The sequence below is a fragment of the Bacillus sp. jun7 genome (assembly GCF_051034795.1).
Lineage (GTDB): Bacteria > Bacillota > Bacilli > Bacillales > Bacillaceae > Bacillus > Bacillus velezensis.
This window is the reverse complement of the sequence record NZ_CP093219.1, coordinates 151,724-169,945: the sequence shown is the minus strand read 5'-3', so window position 1 is coordinate 169,945 and position 18,222 is coordinate 151,724. Positions and strand designations below refer to the sequence as shown.

Genomic DNA, 18,222 nt, shown 5'->3' with positions numbered 1-18,222 from the left:
TCACTCCGGTCCTGCCAATTCGTCATAAATCCGTTCATACTGACTGACGATTCTTTGCGAAGAAAAGGCGGTCTCCACCATTTTCAGCGCATGATCAGTCAATCGTTTGCTGAGCTGTTTATCTTCTAAAACGGCAAGCGCTTTTTCAGATGCCGCCTGAATATCGCCGACTTCCACCAGAAAACCGCTTACTTGATCTTTAATCACTTCCGGGATGCCGCCGATATTTGTTCCGATGCACGGCACGCCGCAGGCCATCGCCTCAAGGAGGACGAGTCCGAAACTTTCTTTTTCAGACAGAAGAAGCTTAAGATCGCTGATGGAATACAGCTCTTCCACCCTGTCCTGATTTCCGAGGAGCAACACTTGATCCTGCAGTCCGTATTTTTCGACAAGCTGCCAAGCGACGCACTTTTCCGGCCCGTCACCGACAAGCAGGAGCTTCGCCTTTGTGTTGGCTGCGATATTACGGAAAACGCGGATGACATCTTTAACACGTTTTACTTTTCTGAAGTTCGAAACATGGATGACGACCTTTTCATCCGGCAAAATACCATGTTTCTCTTTTATACTCTCTGTATTTTTCTTAAGATAAACACGTTCATCAATAAAGTTGTAGATGGTCTCAATTTTTTTATCCGGCTTAATTAAGTCATATGTTTCTCCGGCAAGCGCGGTTGATACCGCCGTCACTCTGTCGGACGCTTCGATGGCAAAACGGATTAAATCTTTTAATGACGGATCATATCCTAAAACGGTGATGTCCGTACCGTGAAGCGTCGTCACGATGCCGATGTCACGCTTGAGCATCTGCTTGGCGAGATAAGCGCATACCGCATGCGGCAGCGCATAATGCGCGTGAATGATATCAAGATTTTCCCTCGCGGCCACCTCGGCGATTTTGCTCGCCAGCGTAAGGTCATAAGGCGGATATTTAAATACCGCGTATTGGTTGACTTCCACCTCATGAAAATGAATATTCGGATGATATGTATTTAATCTGAACGGGATGCTTGATGTGATGAAATGAACCTGGTGCCCTTTTTCCGCAAGCAGCTTGCCGAGTTCCGTCGCAATAATACCCGAGCCTCCGACACTCGGGTAGCATGTAATCCCTATTTTTAATGGTCTCATTGTCCGCCCCCAAAAACATCATCATTCAAAACGGGAAGCTGTTTTGAAAAGAAGCCTTCAGCATACCCCGTCCCAGCTTCTTTGCCATACAGTCTTTCCCGCGCTTCCACCATTTCGATATAACCGTTGGTCAGCGGTGTGTTCACTGACTGCGCCGTAGGAATAAACTGGCTTTGATAGGCGTGCAGGCTTTCTTTTTTCAGATCGATGGTTTCCGTTATGTCGATTACAAAGTCCGGACGGTGAAACCCGTTGATCATATAATAGTATACGCGCTGAGCCTTATGAGCCGGCAGTTCCTGATGATCTCTGTATTTATGAATTCCCGCCGAGAACACCGCCTCTTCGACCAAAGCCGCCGCATTGCCGTGGTCAGGATGGCGGTCTTTCGGATAAGGCATGAAAACGGTTTTCGGCCGGCAGGCTCTGATGACACTGACAATCCGGCGGATGCCGTCCTCACTTTTCAAAAGCCCGCGGTCGGGAAGCGTAAGCTGGATTCTCTCTTTTACGCCGAGAATTCGTGCCGCCTCTGCCGCTTCTTCTTTTCTTATCCCTACCGTTCCGTTAGATGATAGTTCGGCCTCGGTCAAATCGCATATCACCGCGGTTTTCCCTTGAGCCGTAAATTTTGCGATCGTGCCGCCCATACCGATCTCGACATCATCACTATGGGCGCCGAACGCCAGGATATCAACGTGTTCAGACATTCGGCTCTCCTCCGCGCACAAGATTGCGGAAATCAAATGCCCCGCCGTCCAGCGTCCGGACGAGGATTTCCGCTGTTCCCATATTTGTGGCGAGCGGGATCGCGTATACGTCACACAGCCGGATCAGCGCCGAGACATCCGGTTCGTGAGGCTGCGCAGTTAACGGATCGCGCAGAAAAATGACGAGATCCAGGGCGTTTGCCGCAATCAATGCGCCGATTTGCTGATCTCCGCCGAGCGGGCCGGATTGAAAACGTTCAACGGACAATCCGGTCGCTTCCTGGATTTTTAAGCCTGTCGTACCCGTCGCGTATAACTCATGATGGCTCAATATATCTTTATATGCGGTCGTAAACTGAACCATATCCTGCTTTTTTTTATCGTGAGCAATCAAAGCAATTTTCATTGATGTTCTCCCCCTTGCCGATTCAGTCGATAATATTTTCGAGTCCGTATACAAGCTGGTCGATTTTCATCACTTGCTCCACTGACAGCTTCACTCCTGACATAAAGGAAGCCCGGTTATAGGAGTCATGGCGCAGTTTCAGCGTCTGGCCGTCCATGCCGAACATGACTTCCTGGTGGGCGATAAGGCCCGGCAGACGCACGCTGTGAAGGCGGATGCCGTTTAATTCAGCACCGCGGGCGCCCGGCAGAATTTCTTTTTCATCAGGATGGCCCTGCTGCTTTTCTGTACGGACGTTTGAAATCATTTCCGCTGTTTTCAGCGCCGTTCCGCTCGGGGCATCCAGCTTTTGATCATGATGAAGCTCAATGATTTCTACATCTTCAAAATAGTTGGCGGCCATTTGTGAGAACTTCATCATCAGCACCGCGCCCAATGCAAAATTCGGAGCGATGATAGCGCCGATTCCTTTTTCTTCAGTCAAAGCTTGAAGCTCCTCTAAATCCGCTTCAGAAAATCCGGTCGTTCCCACAACGGGGCGGACGCCGTGTTCAAGAGCGGCTTTCGTATGTTTTTTGCCGATTTCAGGCGTTGTCAAATCGATCAGTACATCCGGTTTTGTTTCTTGGAAACATGCGCGGATATCCGTATAAATAAGAGCGTCTGAATCAGCTGACATCACTTCCCGCAATGTTTGCTGATCGTATGTATGGTCAATAGCGCCGACAAGCTCAAAATGAGGCGTGCGGACGGCAAGTTTTACGGCCTCCTGGCCCATTCTGCCTCTCGGTCCGGCAATGACGACTTTAATGATTTCATTTGACATAGTTTCTCCTACTTTCCTTCTTCTTTTCTAGTCCAGCGGTCTTTATCACGTGTATTAAATTTATGCATGACGCGGTTATGAGCTTCTTCCAATGAAATATCAAGGGAGTTGGCGAGGCAGATCAGGACGAACAGCACATCGCCCATTTCCTCTTCCATGCTTTTCTCATTTTCCGTCGTTTTCTTCGGCTTTTCTCCATAATAATGGTTGACTTCTCTTGCAAGTTCGCCCAGTTCTTCCGTGAGACGGGCCATCATGGCAAGCGGGCTGAAATAGCCTTCTTTGAATTGGCCGATATATTCATCGACCTCAGCTTGTAAGTCTTTCATCGTTTTGTCACTCACTGTGCGAATACCTCCTGTCATCTCTTCCATGTTAGCTAATTCAAGTACATTTGACAAATGTTAAAAACGGCAGTTTGCTGTTTTCTTTTGTATCCACTATAATATTTACGCAATCTTATGGAAGGAAAAGGGGTTTGATGCAATGCTTGGAGAAATCAGAATCAAAAACATTTGCTTTATTTTAATCGGCGCCGCTGTTTTTTCATTCGGACTGGTTCACTTTAATATGCAGAACAATTTGGCGGAAGGCGGATTTACCGGCATTACGCTGCTTTTATATGCGTTATTCCACATCAGCCCTTCTATTTCCAACCTGGTATTAAACATTCCTATCTTTTTCATCGGCTGGCGTATGCTCGGCCGGACGATGTTTGTCTATACCCTGATCGGCACCGTCTCTCTTTCCGTTTTTCTGAGTGTTTTTCAGCGCTACGAAATTCATATGCCGCTGTCGCATGATTTAGCGCTGGCCGCCTTGTTCGCCGGTGTTTTTATCGGCGCGGGTCTCGGCATTATTTTTAAATACGGCGGCACGACGGGCGGGGTCGATATCATCGCCAGGCTGATCAACAAATTTTTCGGAATCCCGATGGGCCGGACGATGTTTGCCTTTGACGCCTGTGTCATTCTGCTTTCTTTGTTTACGTATCTTTCTTACAAGGAAGCGATGTACACGCTTGTAGCCGTTTTTGTCGCTGCGAGATTGATTGATTTTATACAGGAAGGCGGCTATGCCGCAAAAGGGGCAACGATTATTTCTTCGAAAAACGATTTGATCCAGCAAAAAATCATTGAAGAGATGGAGCGCGGCGTCACCGTTTTAAAAGGACAGGGATCATATACAAAAGAAGACAGGGACGTTCTTTACTGCGTCGTTCCAAAAAACGAAATTGTGCTTTTGAAAAGCGTCATCACTTCCGTTGACCCGCACGCCTTTGTTGCAGTAAGCGACGTCCATGATGTGCTCGGCGAAGGATTTACGCTTGATGAAAATAAAAATCCGATCAGACGATAATAAAAAGGCGGCTTTTGCCGCCTTTACTGTTCGTGTTTCCATTTGACAACCGGTGATTTTTTCTTTTTCAATCGGCGGGCGAATGCCGGACTGACATTGAGCGTCTGCTCGACGAAGCGCTGCGGCGTCAGTGCCAGCCATTGGTTTAAGGAGACATCTTCGAAACGGTCGCTTTTGAAGATTTCCAGAAAGCGAAGCACGGTGTCACCGGTATTCTGAACATAATGTCCCATTGCAAAAGGAACATATCCTACGTCACCCGCTTGATAGTTAAATGTCCGCGCTCTTCCCTCCGCCGCAAACACCGTCATTTTCGCTTCTCCTGAAAGATAATACTGCCACTCGTCCGTATTGGGATGCCAATGCAATTCTCTCATGCCTCCGGGTTCGACCTCCACAAGAGCTGCGGCAATCGTTTTTGACACCTTAAACGTTTTTGAATCGACAATCTTTACTCTTCCCCCGCCGGTAACAAGAGGCTCCTGCCGGGAAAGCTTGTAGCTGAACGGCTCCAAAACGGGGCCTTCCGGGGAAGAAACTGCTGCCCGCTCAATAGGGGGAGGCGGTTCCAGCTGGAACATGTAACGCTCTTTCTTGTGAATGTAAGCCAGCTCATAACCCGGAACACCGAAGTTCGCCTCCAGCACGCTTCGCGGGGTATGGGCAAACCAGTCCGTTACTGAAAAGGTGCTGTTTTCTGAAAAAGAGCCGTCATCAAAGACGAGCAAAAACTCACTTCCCTGCTCTAATCCTTGAATGGAATGAGGAATGCCGGAAGGAAAATACCACAGGTTCCCTTCACTTACGTTATCAATAAAATTCCGCCCATTTTGATCGACCGCAGTTAAACGTACTCCTCCGTTAATCACATATCCCCATTCGGCTTCTTTATGCCAATGAAGCTCCCGCACAGCTCCCGGTTTCAGTCTCATGTTCACCGCCGCGATGTTTTTGGATACCGGCAGTTCCCTGACCGTCACCTCTCTGGACCATCCGCCGTCTTCAAGCCTCATATGCGTATCAGAAAATGAGAATTTCAAGTTTTGAACCGTTCCTGCATCCGTTGAAGGCGGAACGAGCATGTCAGGATTCTGGAAGTCACGCGCGAGGTTTCGCGGTCCTTCGTCAGTCGCCCCTTTTCTGCCTCTGATCGGCTGCGGGAGGTGTTTTGAAGCCAATTGCTGGATGAGTTTTTTCACTGGCTTAGCTCCTTTACAGCAATTTGTGTTTATTTAGACTTAGGATACTCACGCTTTTTCTCTTTCTTTTTTTCCGCTCTGTATTTTCGGTAGCCGACATATGTCAGCGCAGTAATAATGATACCGCCTGTTGTCAGAATGACCCAGAGCAGCGAAGGGTCAGCGTCATCCCGCTCCACCTTGTCAAAAACCCGCTTTAAATCCTGCTGCAGGAGCGTCAGACGCTCAAGCTTTGTTCCTTTTGTCATCTGCTGAAACCCTTCCTGCTCAATCACCTCGATATGTTTCGCCACCGTATCAAGCTGGCCGGCCGACACATCCATTGTCAGGCTGGGATAAATTAAATCATATAATGATATAAATTCATTCCACTTTTCATTGAAATTTTCACTTCCGTTTCCGCTGACATCTTCTTTTAAGGCGCTGAATGTCGCCATAATCGGTCGTTCAAGCGAACCCCACAGCGGATCGGAGTGGTCTTCCATCGCATCCATTACCAACCTGAACTGGGCGGCTGCCCGGATTTTTTCGGTATCTGAGGCGTCTGCCTGTTTCAGGACGCGCACTAAATCATTAAAGCCCAGAGTCACCTGCCTGACTTCGGCGCCGCTCAGTGAGTTTACGTGTGTCATTTTTTTCTTAAAGTAGCCAAGCACTTGCAGAGCCTCATCATACTGCGAATGCCGCGTCATTTGGAAAACGGTATCCGAAAGGTCGTTCAGTTCCTTGAGACCGCCCTCATCTTCAGCTTTGGCAGTTGTGATGAAACACATAAGAGCAAGTAAAAGACAGATCGTCAGCTTTCGTTTCATAGAGGTCCCTCCCACTCCTTCTCTTTACAGAATATGAGGAGCGGGACAAGGTTAGACCAAGATTCTATCAGTGTAAGTCAAGCTTTATCCGTCTTTTGGAAATCACCAAATAGTATGCAAGGCCGAGTGAAAATATGCTCAGCCAGAATGTAGCATACCCGATCTCTTGCATATAGTCATTGAGCATTGAGTAGCGGGGCATCATGCCGAAAAGATAATCAATGACATCATTATGAAGCGTCCAAACAGCGGCAACGGCAAGATGCCATAACCGGAACCGAAAATACGGGCTGTATAAAACGCCTTGAACGGCCATGGCAAAATGTGAAGCAATCAGCATGTACCCTTCCCAAGGCATCTGCCCCATTTTGACCAGCACAAAGATATTCATTCCGACCGCCCACAGCCCGTATTTTACAAGGGTTACAAGAGCCAGCGCTTCAAACAGCGGCGCGTTTCTTCCCATGAGAAATGCCAGAAGCACAAACAGGAAGAAAAACGTCGCCGTCGGGCTGTCAGGCACAAATATCAGAAATCGGAACGGCGTGTCCGCAAGCTGCGGCACATACCAATAATAGCCGTACACCGTACCGATAAAATTAACGGCAAGAACAAGCAGAAGCATGCCGCGCAACCCTAAAAGATAAGAAATCCACCTCATACCATCAACTCTCAGTCCGTAAAAAGTATGTATCATGCAAAAAAAGCTGACATCCGGTCAGCTCTTTTCATAAAAGTATATCCTGCTGTTGTCTACTTCACAATACGTTATTTCGCTGTCGTTTCAGAAATGAACTTCGCCAGCTGATCAAGCTGTTTGTCATTCCCTTTAAAAATACCGGCTGGCATCTGCCCTTTCCCTTTGACGGCGATTTTTTTAATTTCTTCCGGGCTCAGCCCGTTATCGACCAGGGACGGACCGGCGCCTCCCCCTTGAAGATTATCCCCGTGACAGGAAATACAGCCTTGTTCTTTAAATACCTTATAACCGTCTGATTCAGTATCAATGGCGGCTTCTTTTTTAATTTTCCCTTGCTCCTCCGCCTTCGCCCAGTCATGTGTCGCGACTGACTGCCACGTTAAAAAGACCGTAGCGCAAAGCGCCAAAAGCATCATCCCGACGGCAACCGGACGCTTCCACGGCCTTCTTTCAGACCCCCTGTCGAGAAACGGAGCCAAAAGCAGCGACCCGAAGGCAAGCCCCGGTATAATCATCGCTCCGATAACGGTGTAGCTCCCTGCGGCATATTCATATTTTAAAAGCTGGTATAAAAATAGAAAATACCAATCCGGCAGCGGAATATACCCTGTATCCGTCGGGTCCGCCACCCGTTCTAAAGGCGGCTCGTGCACAATCGTTAAAACGAGAAATCCGACGAGGAAAACGGCTCCGACCATCCATTCTTTCAGCAGGAAGTTCGGCCAAAACGCCTCTGTCTTTCCAGGATACTCTGAATAGTCTTTCGGTATATTCGGTTTTTTTTCAGCCGGTATCCTTGAATCTCCTACAAACTTCATTCCTTTCCCCCGGTGCATGTCATCCCCTCCCTTTTATATCAGATTTGTATTATAGCGGTCCTGAAATTCCCTGCTTGCGGATCATGACAAAGTGGGCGCCCATGAGCGCAAACAAAGCGGCAGGGAGAAAAAATACGTGAATCGCAAAAAATCTCGTCAGCGTTTGGGCGCCGACAATATCGTGGTGGCCAGCAAGAAGAGTTTTCACCTGCGCTCCGATCAATGGCGTCGCCTCCGCAATCTGAAGACCTACCTTTGTCGCAAACAGCGCCTTCATATCCCACGGAAGCAGATACCCTGTAAAACCGAGACCGAGCATCACAAAAAAGATCAGAACACCGACGATCCAGTTCAATTCCCGAGGCTTTTTATAAGCTCCCTGAAAGAAAACCCGCAGCGTATGTAAAAACATCATCACGATGACTAAACTTGCGCCCCAATGGTGCATACCCCTTACAATCTGCCCGAAAGCGACTTCATTCTGCAAATAATACACAGATTCCCACGCGTTTTTTATATCCGGCACATAATACATCGTTAAAAACATCCCGGAGAGCACTTGGATAACGGTTACAAAAAACGTCAAACCGCCGAAACAATAGACAAAAGCCGAGAAATGGTGAGCGGGATTTACATGTTCCGGCACTTCATGGTCGGCGATATCCCGCCACATCGGCGTAATATCGAGACGTTCATCCACCCAGTCATAAATTTTATTCAGCATGTCACCCTTCCCCCCTAGGCTTTGCTTTTCCAAGATACAAAAAGCCGTCCTTTACTTTTTGCTCATAACGGTCAAGAGGCGCGAGCGGCGGCGTGCCCGGAACGTTCGTGCCGTCTTTTTCATACAGACCGTAATGGCAGGGACAAAAGAATTTGTTCGGATTTTTAGGATCATTGTTCCAGTTTACGGTGCAGCCTAAATGCTTGCAGATCGGAGAAAGCGCTATAATTTCATCCCCATGCTTGTAAACCCAGGCTGATCTGGATTCTTCCGATTCGTACCAGGCGTCGACTTGATGAATTTTAAAGTCAAACCGCTTCGGCTCCTTCGTCAGCTCATCCACACTGACAACCTGCACCATTTTTTGATCTCCCGTCGGTTTTAATACCGGGTCCAGCGCAAAACGGACCATAGGCATAAGCGCACTGGCGGCCATAAATCCCCCCACGCCGGTGAGCGCATAGTTTAAAAATTGTCTTCTTGATATATCTTGTTTTCCGCCCATTTCTTCCCCCCCTAAAGATTGACCAAAAATTAACTAAAATAGAAAATAATTCTGAGATTTGACACCCTCATAATATATGAATCTTTCAGCAAGGTCAACAGAGGCAAAACGGGTGTTTTGCGGGATGCCTGGAGTTTTTAAGAATTGTTCCACTTCTGTAACAAAACGTTCAAAATTTCTCCGCACTTGTCATCCGCAATTTTTCTCTTTAAAGAGTCTTTCATATGTTCAAACGGGACGGCAGGTATGTATATGACATCAGACCCTATTTCAGAATCCTTCCATTTTTCGTCTGCCGTCAGGAACAAGGCGTGCCGGAAGTTGGTCATCACCTCTTCTTTGAGTTTTTGAAGCAGGGCGATTTGTGATTGGTCTATATCAACATATGTATAAGAGGGGAATAAATATACCCGTCCCTTCAATTGGCGCTCAAGCTCTTCAGAAAGCAATTGGGTGCTTTCCCCCTGTTCAACGGCCTCTTTTAAGCCTCCTGAAGACGTTATGGAAATTAACGGAATGACAGCGGTATCAATGTAATCCGCAGATTGTAAATAGGCATCGGCATCAGCGGCCTTCCATCTCATGTCTCGTTCCTCCTCTTTACGCAACAAGCCTTGCATATTCTGCAAGGCTGTCATTTATGTGAGCTGATTCAATTGGCGGGAAAGCTTTTCAAATGTTTCTTTGTCGTGGCGGTCCAGCGCCTCGTCGATATCTTTAAGCAGCTTTTCCCGCTGGAAAGTGGAAATGGCATGTTCTAATATTTTTTCAGCCATCCCCTGATCCTGTTTATTTTCAAACAGGTCTTTCGGCAGATGCGGATTTGATTCAAGAACAGCGGCATATTCCGGTGAGCTGTAGGCCGAACGGAAATTCAGCTGGATAAATAAATCCTGCTGTTTATTTAACCGGATGTCGTGAAAAGATTTTTCCGCGTCCGTAGTCATGACATTTTCTTTGTAAAACCTAAACGGCACCTCATCAACGCAATGAGTAGACATGATAATGCCTCTCGGGCAAAATTCGGCTTGTTCTACAAAATGGACTTTTTCCATTAATGAATCATGACTCATTAAATAATTTAAAATCCAGACGCACTCCCGGCGTTTAAGCTGATAATGATTTAAAAACCAACGGATAAAATCCTTTTTTTCATTGACAGAAACAGGGGTCTGCATGTAATTCCCTCCTCTATCGATCGTATAATCTGACATCACTTATACATTCAGCAAGCATGGTCCAAAATCCTGCTTATCTTAAAAATTCATCCTCTATCCGTAAGATTGTTTCTTCAAGCTCTTCGTTTGTTCCATCCATTGAAAGCACTTGTTTTAAAAGCGGCAGCGCTTCTTTCTGGAGACCCTCTTCCAATAAGAAGTGAGCGTATTCATATAAGAAATCCCGATCATCCTGATAATGGAGATACGCAGCTTCGAAGCTTTTTTTCGCTTCAGCGTATTGTTCAAGGCCTGTATAGGCCCCCGCCAAATACCAATTGTATTTCGGATCTTCTTCTCCGTAGCCGCGGACTTCCTGAATCAGATCAATAATCTCTTCAAAGCTTTCTTCTTTATGATAGACGGCTAAAAGCGTATGGAGCGCTTCCACGTAACCCGGATCGAGCGCCAGCGCTTCCTGAAGAAGCTTTTTGCCTTCCTCTTCGCTGCCGAGCTTTAACGCCATTTTCGCCGCATAGAGAAAAAGCTCTTTATTGTATTCATCGTAAGTAATACCTTCTTTAGCGGTTTTTAATGCATCTTCATACATGCCTTCTGCCTCGTAGCTTTTTGCAAGCGGCATATAAAGCGATGAATAGGAAGGATCAAGCCCTTTTAAATCAGACAGCTGCTTGATGGCTGTTTTGACCATTCCCGCCTGATAGGCTGTGAACCCGTACCCGAAAATCGTATTCGGTTCTGTATGTTCTGCCGCCGCTTTTTCATACCATGAAATCGCTTCCTCAAATTCACCCGCCGCGCTCAATGACTCAGCCAGCCTCTGATGAACATTTACGCCGCCGATTTCGTGCCGTTCTTTTGCCGTCTCTTCATAGTAAGGAACGGCTTTTGCGTATGATCCCTGAGTGAAGTATAATTCCCCCAGAGCGAAATCAATAACAGGTTCATCTTGTAACATCGCTTTCGCCTGTAACAGCTTTTGCTCACTTACTTCAAATAAGCCCTGCATCTGATACAGATCAGCCATTAAAAGAAGGCTTTCCGCGTAAGACGGGTCTTCCGGAGAAATCGTCTCCAGCACCTCAAGAGCTTTTTCTTCTTCATCAATATCTATTAACAATTCGGCGTAAAAATTCGTCAGCTCAGCCTCATCCGGATAGAGGTCATGCAGATCACTGATCAGCGCTAACGCTTTTTCGGCGTTTCCCCATTCATAGTAGAGCTGGGCTGCAATGGCTTTGTCTTCGTCATGAAGCTCTGTTTCAGCTTTTGAAAGCGCTTTGAGTCCCTTTTCGGTTTCACCTGCTTCAACTAATTTTATGGCTTCTTGAATCAATGTATTCAAATCAGACCGGTCCTTTCTTTTCCTATACCTCATCAACCAAATGAAAAGGGTTTTTATTCGGGTTATTCTTATCATAATTCAGACAGGGCCTGCCCGCAAATAAGATGCTTCACCCGGCATTATAGTTTATCAGAAAATGGTTAAGAGGAAAACGGCAAAAAAGGGGACGGCATCTTTATACGCAAACAGCGCAATTTGTTCCGGCTGTTTCTGTAACGAAAACGCATTCCCCCTTTCTTTTAGTTTTCTGTTTAAGACAAGCTATGTCAAAGCCCAAGATTTTATGACACATGAAGAAAAAAGCCCGAAGAACAGTCTTCAGGCTTTTTTGGCTAATTGATCTAAATGCTCAAAGAATGTCGGATATGAGACATGGATCGCCTCTGTATCACGGATGTCGATCGGCTCTTCTGTCAGGCATGAAGCGATACCGAGCATCATGCCGATGCGGTGGTCGCCGTGGCTTGACACATCGGCTCCGCCCGCAAGCGTTTTTTTGCCGTGTATTTTCATGCCGTCTTCAGTCGGTTCAATGTCTGCGCCGATTTTCCGGAGCTCTGATACGACGGTGTCGATCCGGTTCGTTTCCTTCACCTTCAGCTCCGCAGCGTCTTTAATGACAGTTGTGCCTTCAGCCTGCGTTGCCAAAAGGGCGATAATCGGGATCTCGTCAATTAAACGGGGAATGATTTCTCCGCCGATTTCTGCCGCTTTCAGAGCTGAGGTTTCAATAACCAGGTCTCCGTAAGGCTCTGCGCTGTCCGCTTCTGAAGGAATCACTTCAAGTGAAGCCCCCATTTGCTTTAAGACATCAATCATCCCCGTGCGTGTCGGGTTCAGGCCGACGTTTTTCAGCACAATCCGGCTTCCGGGAACGACAGCGCCTGCCGCGAGGAAAAAGGCCGCTGAAGAAATATCGCCGGGCACGAAAATATCGGCTCCCCGAAGCTTCTGACCGCCCGTTACGGAAGCGCTCGTCTCCGTTTCCGCAAGCTCGGCGCCAAAAGCGTTCAGCATCCGTTCCGTATGGTCTCTTGATTTATGAGGCTCAGTGACGGTCGTCTTCCCTTCAGCCTGCAATCCGGCAAGCAGCACGGCAGATTTGATCTGCGCGCTTGCAACAGGGGAGACGTAATCAATGCCTTTCAATTGTCCGCCTCTTACGGATAAAGGTGTAAACCCTCCGTCCGCTCTTCCGTCAATCGCGGCTCCCATCTGTTTTAAAGGCTCCGTCACCCTCTTCATCGGGCGCTTTGCGATACTTTCGTCGCCCGCTACCGTACTGTGAAATGGGCGTCCGGCTAAAATGCCGAGCATCAGCCGGATGGTCGTGCCGGAATTTCCGACATCAAGAAGGCTGTCAGGCTCACAAAGTGCGTCAATGCCCTTTCCGTATATCGTTACATCACTTCCGTTTTGTTCAATGGAGACACCCATTTTTCTGAAGCAGGCAATGGTGCTCAGACAATCGGCTCCGGGCAAAAAGTTTTTTACCGTTGTCGTTCCTTCCGCAAGCGCTCCGAACATAACAGAACGGTGGGAGATGGATTTATCCCCCGGAATATGAATTTCACCGTTTAAAGACGTCACTTTTTCTCTTTTCAATGTTTTCCACCTCAGTCAGCGTAAAATGTGTCATATTTGGCGCGGGATTGAATGCAGGTTTCCGCGCGCTTCCGGTCATCATCAGTCTGGAAACTGATTCTGAGAATTCCGTTAATATCTTCTCTTGTTTCGATAATGCGGATGTTGGTGATACTGATTTTTTCTTCTGCCAGTATCGCCGTAATTTCCGAAATGACCCCCGGATGATCAGGAACATCGACATAAAGGTCATAAAAGGACGGGATCGCTCCTTTTTGACGGAGCGGCAGACCGTCGCGATAATCTTTCGCTTTTTTAAAATATCCGAACAGGCTGTCCGCATCTTCATTTTCTACATAAGATTCGATCGTGTCAATCTCCCGTTTCCATTCTTTGAAGCGGTCAAGCAGTTTATCTTTGTTATGAAGAAGTATGTCCCTCCACATCGCCGGACTGCTTGAGGCGATTCTGGTGATGTCCCGAAAACCGCCGGCTGCGAAACGCTTCAAAAACGGATAATCTTCTTCAGAATGATGAGCCTGATGGACGAGGCTTGCAGCAACGATATGAGGGAAATGGCTGATAACGCTCGTTACGCCGTCATGCTCCTCGGGAGTCATCTCCACAAAGTGGGCGTTTGCCGCTTTCAAGAGTTCCTTCAGATGCGTTACTGACTCTTTAGAAGTTGATTTTCCGGGTGTTAAAATGTAAAACGCATTTTCGAATAAAAATTCTTTGGCGGCAGCGGCCCCGGATTTATGAGACCCCGCCATCGGATGGCCGCCGACAAATTGATAATGAGCCGGAAGCACTTTGTCGGCGTAGCTGACGACTTTCTGTTTCGTGCTGCCCACATCCGTAATCAGGAGTTCATGGGTGATGTCTGATGCGGCCAGCATATCGAGCATTTTCAGCGTTTGGGCGACAGGCGTGGCGATAATGACAACAGACGCTTGCTGCGCCCCTTCCGTCAATGAGCCGGCCCGCTCGTCAATAATTCCGAGCTTCAGCGCGGCAGTGAGCTGTTCTTCCGAAATATCCACACCGATAATCCGTTTATGCGGATGCTCCTTTTTGATGGCCAGTGCGATCGATCCGCCGATCAGCCCGATCCCCGCAAGCAATATAGTATCCTTCATTTCACTCATTTCCTTTTTCAACTATTTTAATAGAGCAAAGAGGTGATGCTTGATCACCTCTTATAATATTTCAGCTAAAATTGTGAGAATTTCCTCATTCTGCTCTTTCGTACCGACCGTAATCCTTAACGCTGTCGGAAATCCGAGCGCCTGTCCTGAGCGGACGATATATCCTTTTTCCAACAGAGCTTGGAACAGTTCATCCGCCGGACGGTTAAAATCAATGAGCACAAAGTTGGTTTGTGAAGGATAACAAGTTAATCCGTGAGTTTCCGCAAAATCATAATACTGCTTAAGGCCGGCTTTATTTTTCTCGACGCATTCCTGAATAAATGTCTGGTCGTCAAGCGCTGCCAGTGCCGAAGCCTGACCGATTCTGCTCGTATTGAACGGCTCTCTCGCCGGTTCAATCTGGCGGATCAGCGCTTCCTCCGCAATGCCGTATCCGACGCGCAGCGCGGCAAGTCCGTACGCTTTAGAGAAGGTGCGGAGGATCATGACATTCGGATATTGCTTTAAAAGCGGAATGCTTTCAGGGTAATCGTCCGCCGTAACATACTCGTAGTACGCTTCATCAAGTACAACGAGTATATGCTCGGGAACTCTGTTTAAAAAGGCAATTAGCTCTTGCTCAGAAGTATATGTCCCCGTCGGATTATTGGGGTTGCATACCCATATGACTTTCGTCTCGCCGTCAATTGCTTCCAGCATCCGGTCCAAATCATGAGCGCCGTCACTGCGGAGCGGCACCTCGCGCACCTCAGCGCCTTCAATCACCGCATTGTGTCTGTATTGCGGGAAAGTCGGGGCGGCGGTAATCGTGTTTGCCTGATCATTTAATAAAGAACGGCAGATAATCTGCACTAGCTCATCAGAGCCGTTGCCGAAAATGATCGAAGATTCACTGACCTGCAGATGCTCACTGAGCCGCGTTCTCAAAGCGGCACTGTAACCGTCGGGATACAGCGCAAGCTGCTCAATCTCCTGATGCAGCGCATCTTTTGCGGCCTGTGAACAGCCGAACGGATTTTCGTTAGAAGCGAGTTTTACTACTTTTTCAAGCCCGTATTCCATTTTCACTTCTTCTATTGGTTTGCCCGGCTGATACGGTTTCAGTTGCCGCAGCTGTTCTTTAATCTGCAAATCCAGTCACCTCATTTTACACTGTACAGTCGTCCGAACGTCTTCGCGTATTCTTCAAATTCAAGAAGCGCATCAGCTCTTGTGCCGGGATTCACAAGCTTTGTTTTAAGCTCTTCAACTTTTTTGACAAGCGCGCTGCCGACAACGACACCGTCAGATATTTCATTCATCCCGTCAACCTGTTTGCGGTTTGAAATGCCAAAACCGACCGCCACCGGAACAGAGCTGAATTCTTTCACCTTACGGATGAAAGAGTATACAGACGGATCGAATTCGCTGCGTACGCCCGTCACTCCTAAAGAGGATACACAATACACAAAGCCGCAGGCCTGTTCAGTAATTATTTTCAAACGGTCTTCACTTGTCGGCGCAACCAGCGAGATATAAGCGATGTTCTCCTTTTTGCATGTCATTTGCAAAAGGGCGCTTTCCTCTAATGGAAGGTCGGGTACAAGCAGGCCGTCTATGTCGTTTTCCCGCAGTAAAGCGAAAAAGTATTCTTTTTCTAATTGTAACACAGGATTATAATACGTAAAGAGGATAATTGGAATATGAACGCCGTTTTTTTTCATTTTGCCGCCAAGTTCAATGGCTTTTACGATATTCATTCCGTTTTCCAGAGCCCGTTTTGAAGCCCGTTGTATGACGGGTCCGTCCGCAAGCGGATCTGTGTAAGGAACGCCGATTTCAAGGGCAGAAGCGCCTGCATTCTGTAATGATATTGCCAGTTCAACAGAAATGTCAGGAAGCGGATCGCCCGCTGTGATAAAAGGGATAAACAATTTTTCAGAATCTCGCAGATTAAACATGTGTCTCCACCCCGTTTTCCAAAACATTCATCAGCGTATGAACATCTTTATCTCCTCTTCCCGACAAACTGACGAGAATGATTTTGTCTTTATCCATGTCCTTTGCCATTTCGAACGCTTTTGCCAGGGCGTGGGCAGATTCAATAGCCGGAAGAATACCTTCTGTTTCAGAAAGCAGACGCAACGCGGCAATCGCTTCATCGTCTGTCACGCTTTCGTACGTTACACGGCCGCTTTTGTGCAGATAGGCGTGCTCAGGGCCGATCCCCGGGTAATCAAGGCCTGCTGAAATGGAATACGGTTCGATAATCTGCCCGTATTTATCTTGTATTAAATAGGTCATTGATCCGTGAATCACCCCGAGCGTCCCTTTTGCGATCGTTGCCGCATGCAGCGGCGTATCAATCCCTTTTCCGGCCGCCTCGGCGCCGATCAGCTCAATGTCTTCTTCTAAAAAGGCCTGAAATATGCCCATCGCATTGCTTCCGCCGCCGACACATGCAACAACCTTATCCGGGAGCGTTCCTTCAACCCGGCGGAGCTGTTCTTTCGCTTCCTCGCCAATGATTTTCTGAAATTCGCGAACGATATACGGATACGGGTGCGGACCCACTACAGAACCGATAAGATAGAAATGATCTTCACAATGCTGGACCCAATACCTGATTGCCTCATTCGTCGCATCTTTCAGCGTGCCGTTGCCGCTTGTGACCGGCACCACTTCCGCGCCGAGCAGTTTCATCCGGAATACGTTCAGCGACTGGCGCGCAACGTCTTCTTCACCCATAAAAACCGTACATTTAAAACCGAATTTTGCGGCGGCTGTCGCCGCAGCCACACCGTGCTGTCCCGCGCCGGTTTCGGCGATGATTTTCGTTTTGCCCATCTTTTTAGCAAGCAGGATCTGGCCTAACGCGTTGTTAATTTTATGAGAGCCGGTATGGTTTAAATCTTCTCTTTTCAGATAGATTTTCGCCCCTCCCAAATACTCTGACACCCTGTCTGCGAACGTTAATGCAGTCGGTCTTCCGGAGTAATCAAACAATAGTTTTTTATATTCGGCATGAAAAACGGGATCATTCTTTAATTCTGTGAAAGCCGTTTCGATTTCCTCAAGGGGCCGCATCAATGTTTCAGGGACAAATTTGCCGCCGAATTCGCCGTATCTTCCGATTTCATTTGGATATGGATACATAGTGGTTCATCCTTTCTTCTAAAAGCCGGATCAGTGTTTGATCCTTGTGTCCGTTTTTTTCAATTCCGCTGGCAAGATCTATACCGCCCGGACGCGATCTCAGTAAGCCGGTAATCGTCTCAGGATTAACACCGCCCGCAATAAAACAGCGCTTGCTTGCATTTTGAGCCTGCTTTCGGTACAAGGGGACACGGGCCCATGAAAACGCGATTCCCGTCCCGCCTCTCATTCCTGTCACTGAAGAATCAATGACATAGCCGTCGACAGCAGGTGCAAATTGAGCCATCTGACGGACCGTCCCTTCCCCGTGATGGAGCGCTTTCCATATTTCCGAGCTCACAAGCGGACGGAGACGGAGGGCATCCTCAGGCGATTCATCACCGTGAAGCTGGATGACGTCAAGTGCCAGATCAGAGGCGATTTGCCCGATGTTTTCTATCGTTTCATTTACAAATACTCCGACATGTTTCTTGTCTGTCCGGACCTGCTCTTTCCATTTCCGGACCTCATCCGGCGTTACTCTCCGTTTGCTTGGGGCAAAAATAAATCCCAGATAATCCGCTTCTGAAGCTGCCGCAAGTTCATAATCACGCTTCGATCGTATTCCGCAGTACTTTAACTCAGGCTTTTTCATAT

Annotated in this window: 21 protein-coding genes; 1 reads left to right on the top strand and 20 read right to left on the bottom strand. The window is 47.7% G+C overall.

Translation table 11 applies throughout. From position 1 onward, the window contains the following. From bshA to MJQ52_RS00705, 5 genes are read right to left on the bottom strand one after another with little or no spacing between them, the layout of a single operon-like run. A complete protein-coding gene (bshA, locus tag MJQ52_RS00725) occupies positions 1–1,134 on the bottom strand; it encodes an N-acetyl-alpha-D-glucosaminyl L-malate synthase BshA (protein WP_020955989.1) in 1,134 nt (377 codons plus the stop codon). Then, on the bottom strand, positions 1,131–1,844 hold the full coding sequence (bshB1, locus tag MJQ52_RS00720; protein ID WP_003153501.1) for a bacillithiol biosynthesis deacetylase BshB1: 714 nt from the start codon (positions 1,842–1,844) through the stop codon (positions 1,131–1,133). The genes bshA and bshB1 overlap by 4 nt, the downstream gene beginning before the upstream one ends. Further along, a complete protein-coding gene (mgsA, locus tag MJQ52_RS00715; RefSeq protein WP_003153499.1) occupies positions 1,837–2,250 on the bottom strand; it encodes a methylglyoxal synthase in 414 nt (137 codons plus the stop codon). Before mgsA ends, bshB1 begins: the two co-directional genes overlap by 8 nt. 22 nt (positions 2,251–2,272) lie before the next feature. Then, a complete protein-coding gene (gene dapB / locus MJQ52_RS00710; RefSeq protein WP_077722515.1) occupies positions 2,273–3,076 on the bottom strand; it encodes a 4-hydroxy-tetrahydrodipicolinate reductase in 804 nt (267 codons plus the stop codon). An 8-nt stretch (positions 3,077–3,084) separates the two neighbouring features. Further along, entirely contained in the window at positions 3,085–3,420 is a 336-nt protein-coding gene (locus MJQ52_RS00705; protein ID WP_003153495.1) for a nucleotide pyrophosphohydrolase, read from the bottom strand. Positions 3,421–3,562: 142 nt separating this feature from the next. Between MJQ52_RS00705 and MJQ52_RS00700 the strand changes: the two genes are divergently transcribed. Beyond that, positions 3,563–4,435: a YitT family protein gene (locus tag MJQ52_RS00700; protein ID WP_003153493.1), complete on the top strand. Its 873-nt coding sequence runs from the start codon at positions 3,563–3,565 to the stop codon at positions 4,433–4,435. Between the two features lie 23 nt (positions 4,436–4,458). Here MJQ52_RS00700 and MJQ52_RS00695 read toward each other — a convergent pair whose 3' ends face one another. The 15 genes from MJQ52_RS00695 to MJQ52_RS00625 form a co-directional block, all read right to left on the bottom strand. Then, positions 4,459–5,634, bottom strand: a complete 1,176-nt coding sequence (locus tag MJQ52_RS00695; RefSeq protein ID WP_077722516.1) for an oxalate decarboxylase family bicupin — start codon at positions 5,632–5,634, stop codon at positions 4,459–4,461. 29 nt (positions 5,635–5,663) lie between these two features. After that, the gene (ypjB, locus tag MJQ52_RS00690) at positions 5,664–6,446 is read right to left on the bottom strand and encodes a sporulation protein YpjB (protein WP_017418030.1); all 783 of its coding nucleotides are present in this window, start codon (positions 6,444–6,446) and stop codon (positions 5,664–5,666) included. 67 nt (positions 6,447–6,513) lie between these two features. Continuing rightward, entirely contained in the window at positions 6,514–7,107 is a 594-nt protein-coding gene (locus MJQ52_RS00685) for a DUF1405 domain-containing protein (protein ID WP_172424425.1), read from the bottom strand. A 107-nt stretch (positions 7,108–7,214) separates the two neighbouring features. Further along, positions 7,215–7,982, bottom strand: coding sequence for a menaquinol-cytochrome c reductase cytochrome b/c subunit (locus MJQ52_RS00680; RefSeq protein WP_003153486.1), 768 nt, complete (start codon positions 7,980–7,982; stop codon positions 7,215–7,217). Between the two features lie 31 nt (positions 7,983–8,013). Next, the gene (gene qcrB, locus MJQ52_RS00675) at positions 8,014–8,688 is read right to left on the bottom strand and encodes a menaquinol-cytochrome c reductase cytochrome b subunit (protein WP_003153485.1); all 675 of its coding nucleotides are present in this window, start codon (positions 8,686–8,688) and stop codon (positions 8,014–8,016) included. Between the two features lies 1 nt (position 8,689). Continuing rightward, positions 8,690–9,193 (bottom strand): ubiquinol-cytochrome c reductase iron-sulfur subunit, encoded by a 504-nt coding sequence (locus MJQ52_RS00670; RefSeq protein WP_003153484.1) that lies wholly within the window; start codon positions 9,191–9,193, stop codon positions 8,690–8,692. A 137-nt stretch (positions 9,194–9,330) separates the two neighbouring features. Next, positions 9,331–9,777, bottom strand: coding sequence for a YpiF family protein (locus tag MJQ52_RS00665; RefSeq protein ID WP_077722517.1), 447 nt, complete (start codon positions 9,775–9,777; stop codon positions 9,331–9,333). A gap of 54 nt (positions 9,778–9,831) precedes the next feature. After that, positions 9,832–10,371, bottom strand: coding sequence for a ReoY family proteolytic degradation factor (locus MJQ52_RS00660; RefSeq protein WP_003153482.1), 540 nt, complete (start codon positions 10,369–10,371; stop codon positions 9,832–9,834). 73 nt (positions 10,372–10,444) lie between these two features. Further along, positions 10,445–11,716: a tetratricopeptide repeat protein gene (locus tag MJQ52_RS00655; RefSeq protein WP_191073183.1), complete on the bottom strand. Its 1,272-nt coding sequence runs from the start codon at positions 11,714–11,716 to the stop codon at positions 10,445–10,447. Between the two features lie 318 nt (positions 11,717–12,034). Then, a complete protein-coding gene (gene aroA / locus MJQ52_RS00650) occupies positions 12,035–13,321 on the bottom strand; it encodes a 3-phosphoshikimate 1-carboxyvinyltransferase (RefSeq protein WP_265210105.1) in 1,287 nt (428 codons plus the stop codon). Positions 13,322–13,332: 11 nt separating this feature from the next. Then, complete coding sequence (locus MJQ52_RS00645) at positions 13,333–14,448, bottom strand: prephenate dehydrogenase (protein WP_071392574.1); 1,116 nt, start codon at positions 14,446–14,448, stop codon at positions 13,333–13,335. 51 nt (positions 14,449–14,499) lie between these two features. Then, positions 14,500–15,582, bottom strand: a complete 1,083-nt coding sequence (gene hisC / locus MJQ52_RS00640; RefSeq protein ID WP_191073185.1) for a histidinol-phosphate transaminase — start codon at positions 15,580–15,582, stop codon at positions 14,500–14,502. 11 nt (positions 15,583–15,593) lie between these two features. Then, on the bottom strand, positions 15,594–16,391 hold the full coding sequence (trpA, locus tag MJQ52_RS00635) for a tryptophan synthase subunit alpha (protein WP_007612229.1): 798 nt from the start codon (positions 16,389–16,391) through the stop codon (positions 15,594–15,596). After that, positions 16,384–17,586 carry a tryptophan synthase subunit beta gene (gene trpB / locus MJQ52_RS00630; protein WP_070082033.1) on the bottom strand — a complete coding sequence of 401 codons (1,203 nt, stop codon included), beginning with the start codon at positions 17,584–17,586 and terminating at the stop codon, positions 16,384–16,386. Before trpB ends, trpA begins: the two co-directional genes overlap by 8 nt. After that, positions 17,567–18,220 (bottom strand): phosphoribosylanthranilate isomerase, encoded by a 654-nt coding sequence (locus MJQ52_RS00625; RefSeq protein ID WP_191073186.1) that lies wholly within the window; start codon positions 18,218–18,220, stop codon positions 17,567–17,569. The genes trpB and MJQ52_RS00625 overlap by 20 nt, the downstream gene beginning before the upstream one ends. Between the last annotated feature and the right edge of the window lie 2 nt (positions 18,221–18,222).

Coding starts and splice junctions, on each gene's coding strand:
- bshA (WP_020955989.1), bottom strand. CDS start 1,134: ATGAGACCATTAAAAATAGGGATTACATGCTACCCGAGTGTCGGAGGC.
- bshB1 (WP_003153501.1), bottom strand. CDS start 1,844: ATGTCTGAACACGTTGATATCCTGGCGTTCGGCGCCCATAGTGATGAT.
- mgsA (WP_003153499.1), bottom strand. CDS start 2,250: ATGAAAATTGCTTTGATTGCTCACGATAAAAAAAAGCAGGATATGGTT.
- dapB (WP_077722515.1), bottom strand. CDS start 3,076: ATGTCAAATGAAATCATTAAAGTCGTCATTGCCGGACCGAGAGGCAGA.
- MJQ52_RS00700 (WP_003153493.1), top strand. CDS start 3,563: ATGCTTGGAGAAATCAGAATCAAAAACATTTGCTTTATTTTAATCGGC.
- ypjB (WP_017418030.1), bottom strand. CDS start 6,446: ATGAAACGAAAGCTGACGATCTGTCTTTTACTTGCTCTTATGTGTTTC.
- MJQ52_RS00685 (WP_172424425.1), bottom strand. CDS start 7,107: ATGAGGTGGATTTCTTATCTTTTAGGGTTGCGCGGCATGCTTCTGCTT.
- MJQ52_RS00680 (WP_003153486.1), bottom strand. CDS start 7,982: ATGCACCGGGGGAAAGGAATGAAGTTTGTAGGAGATTCAAGGATACCG.
- qcrB (WP_003153485.1), bottom strand. CDS start 8,688: ATGCTGAATAAAATTTATGACTGGGTGGATGAACGTCTCGATATTACG.
- MJQ52_RS00670 (WP_003153484.1), bottom strand. CDS start 9,193: ATGGGCGGAAAACAAGATATATCAAGAAGACAATTTTTAAACTATGCG.
- MJQ52_RS00665 (WP_077722517.1), bottom strand. CDS start 9,777: ATGAGATGGAAGGCCGCTGATGCCGATGCCTATTTACAATCTGCGGAT.
- MJQ52_RS00660 (WP_003153482.1), bottom strand. CDS start 10,371: ATGCAGACCCCTGTTTCTGTCAATGAAAAAAAGGATTTTATCCGTTGG.
- MJQ52_RS00645 (WP_071392574.1), bottom strand. CDS start 14,448: ATGAGTGAAATGAAGGATACTATATTGCTTGCGGGGATCGGGCTGATC.
- trpA (WP_007612229.1), bottom strand. CDS start 16,391: ATGTTTAATCTGCGAGATTCTGAAAAATTGTTTATCCCTTTTATCACA.
- trpB (WP_070082033.1), bottom strand. CDS start 17,586: ATGTATCCATATCCAAATGAAATCGGAAGATACGGCGAATTCGGCGGC.
- MJQ52_RS00625 (WP_191073186.1), bottom strand. CDS start 18,220: ATGAAAAAGCCTGAGTTAAAGTACTGCGGAATACGATCGAAGCGTGAT.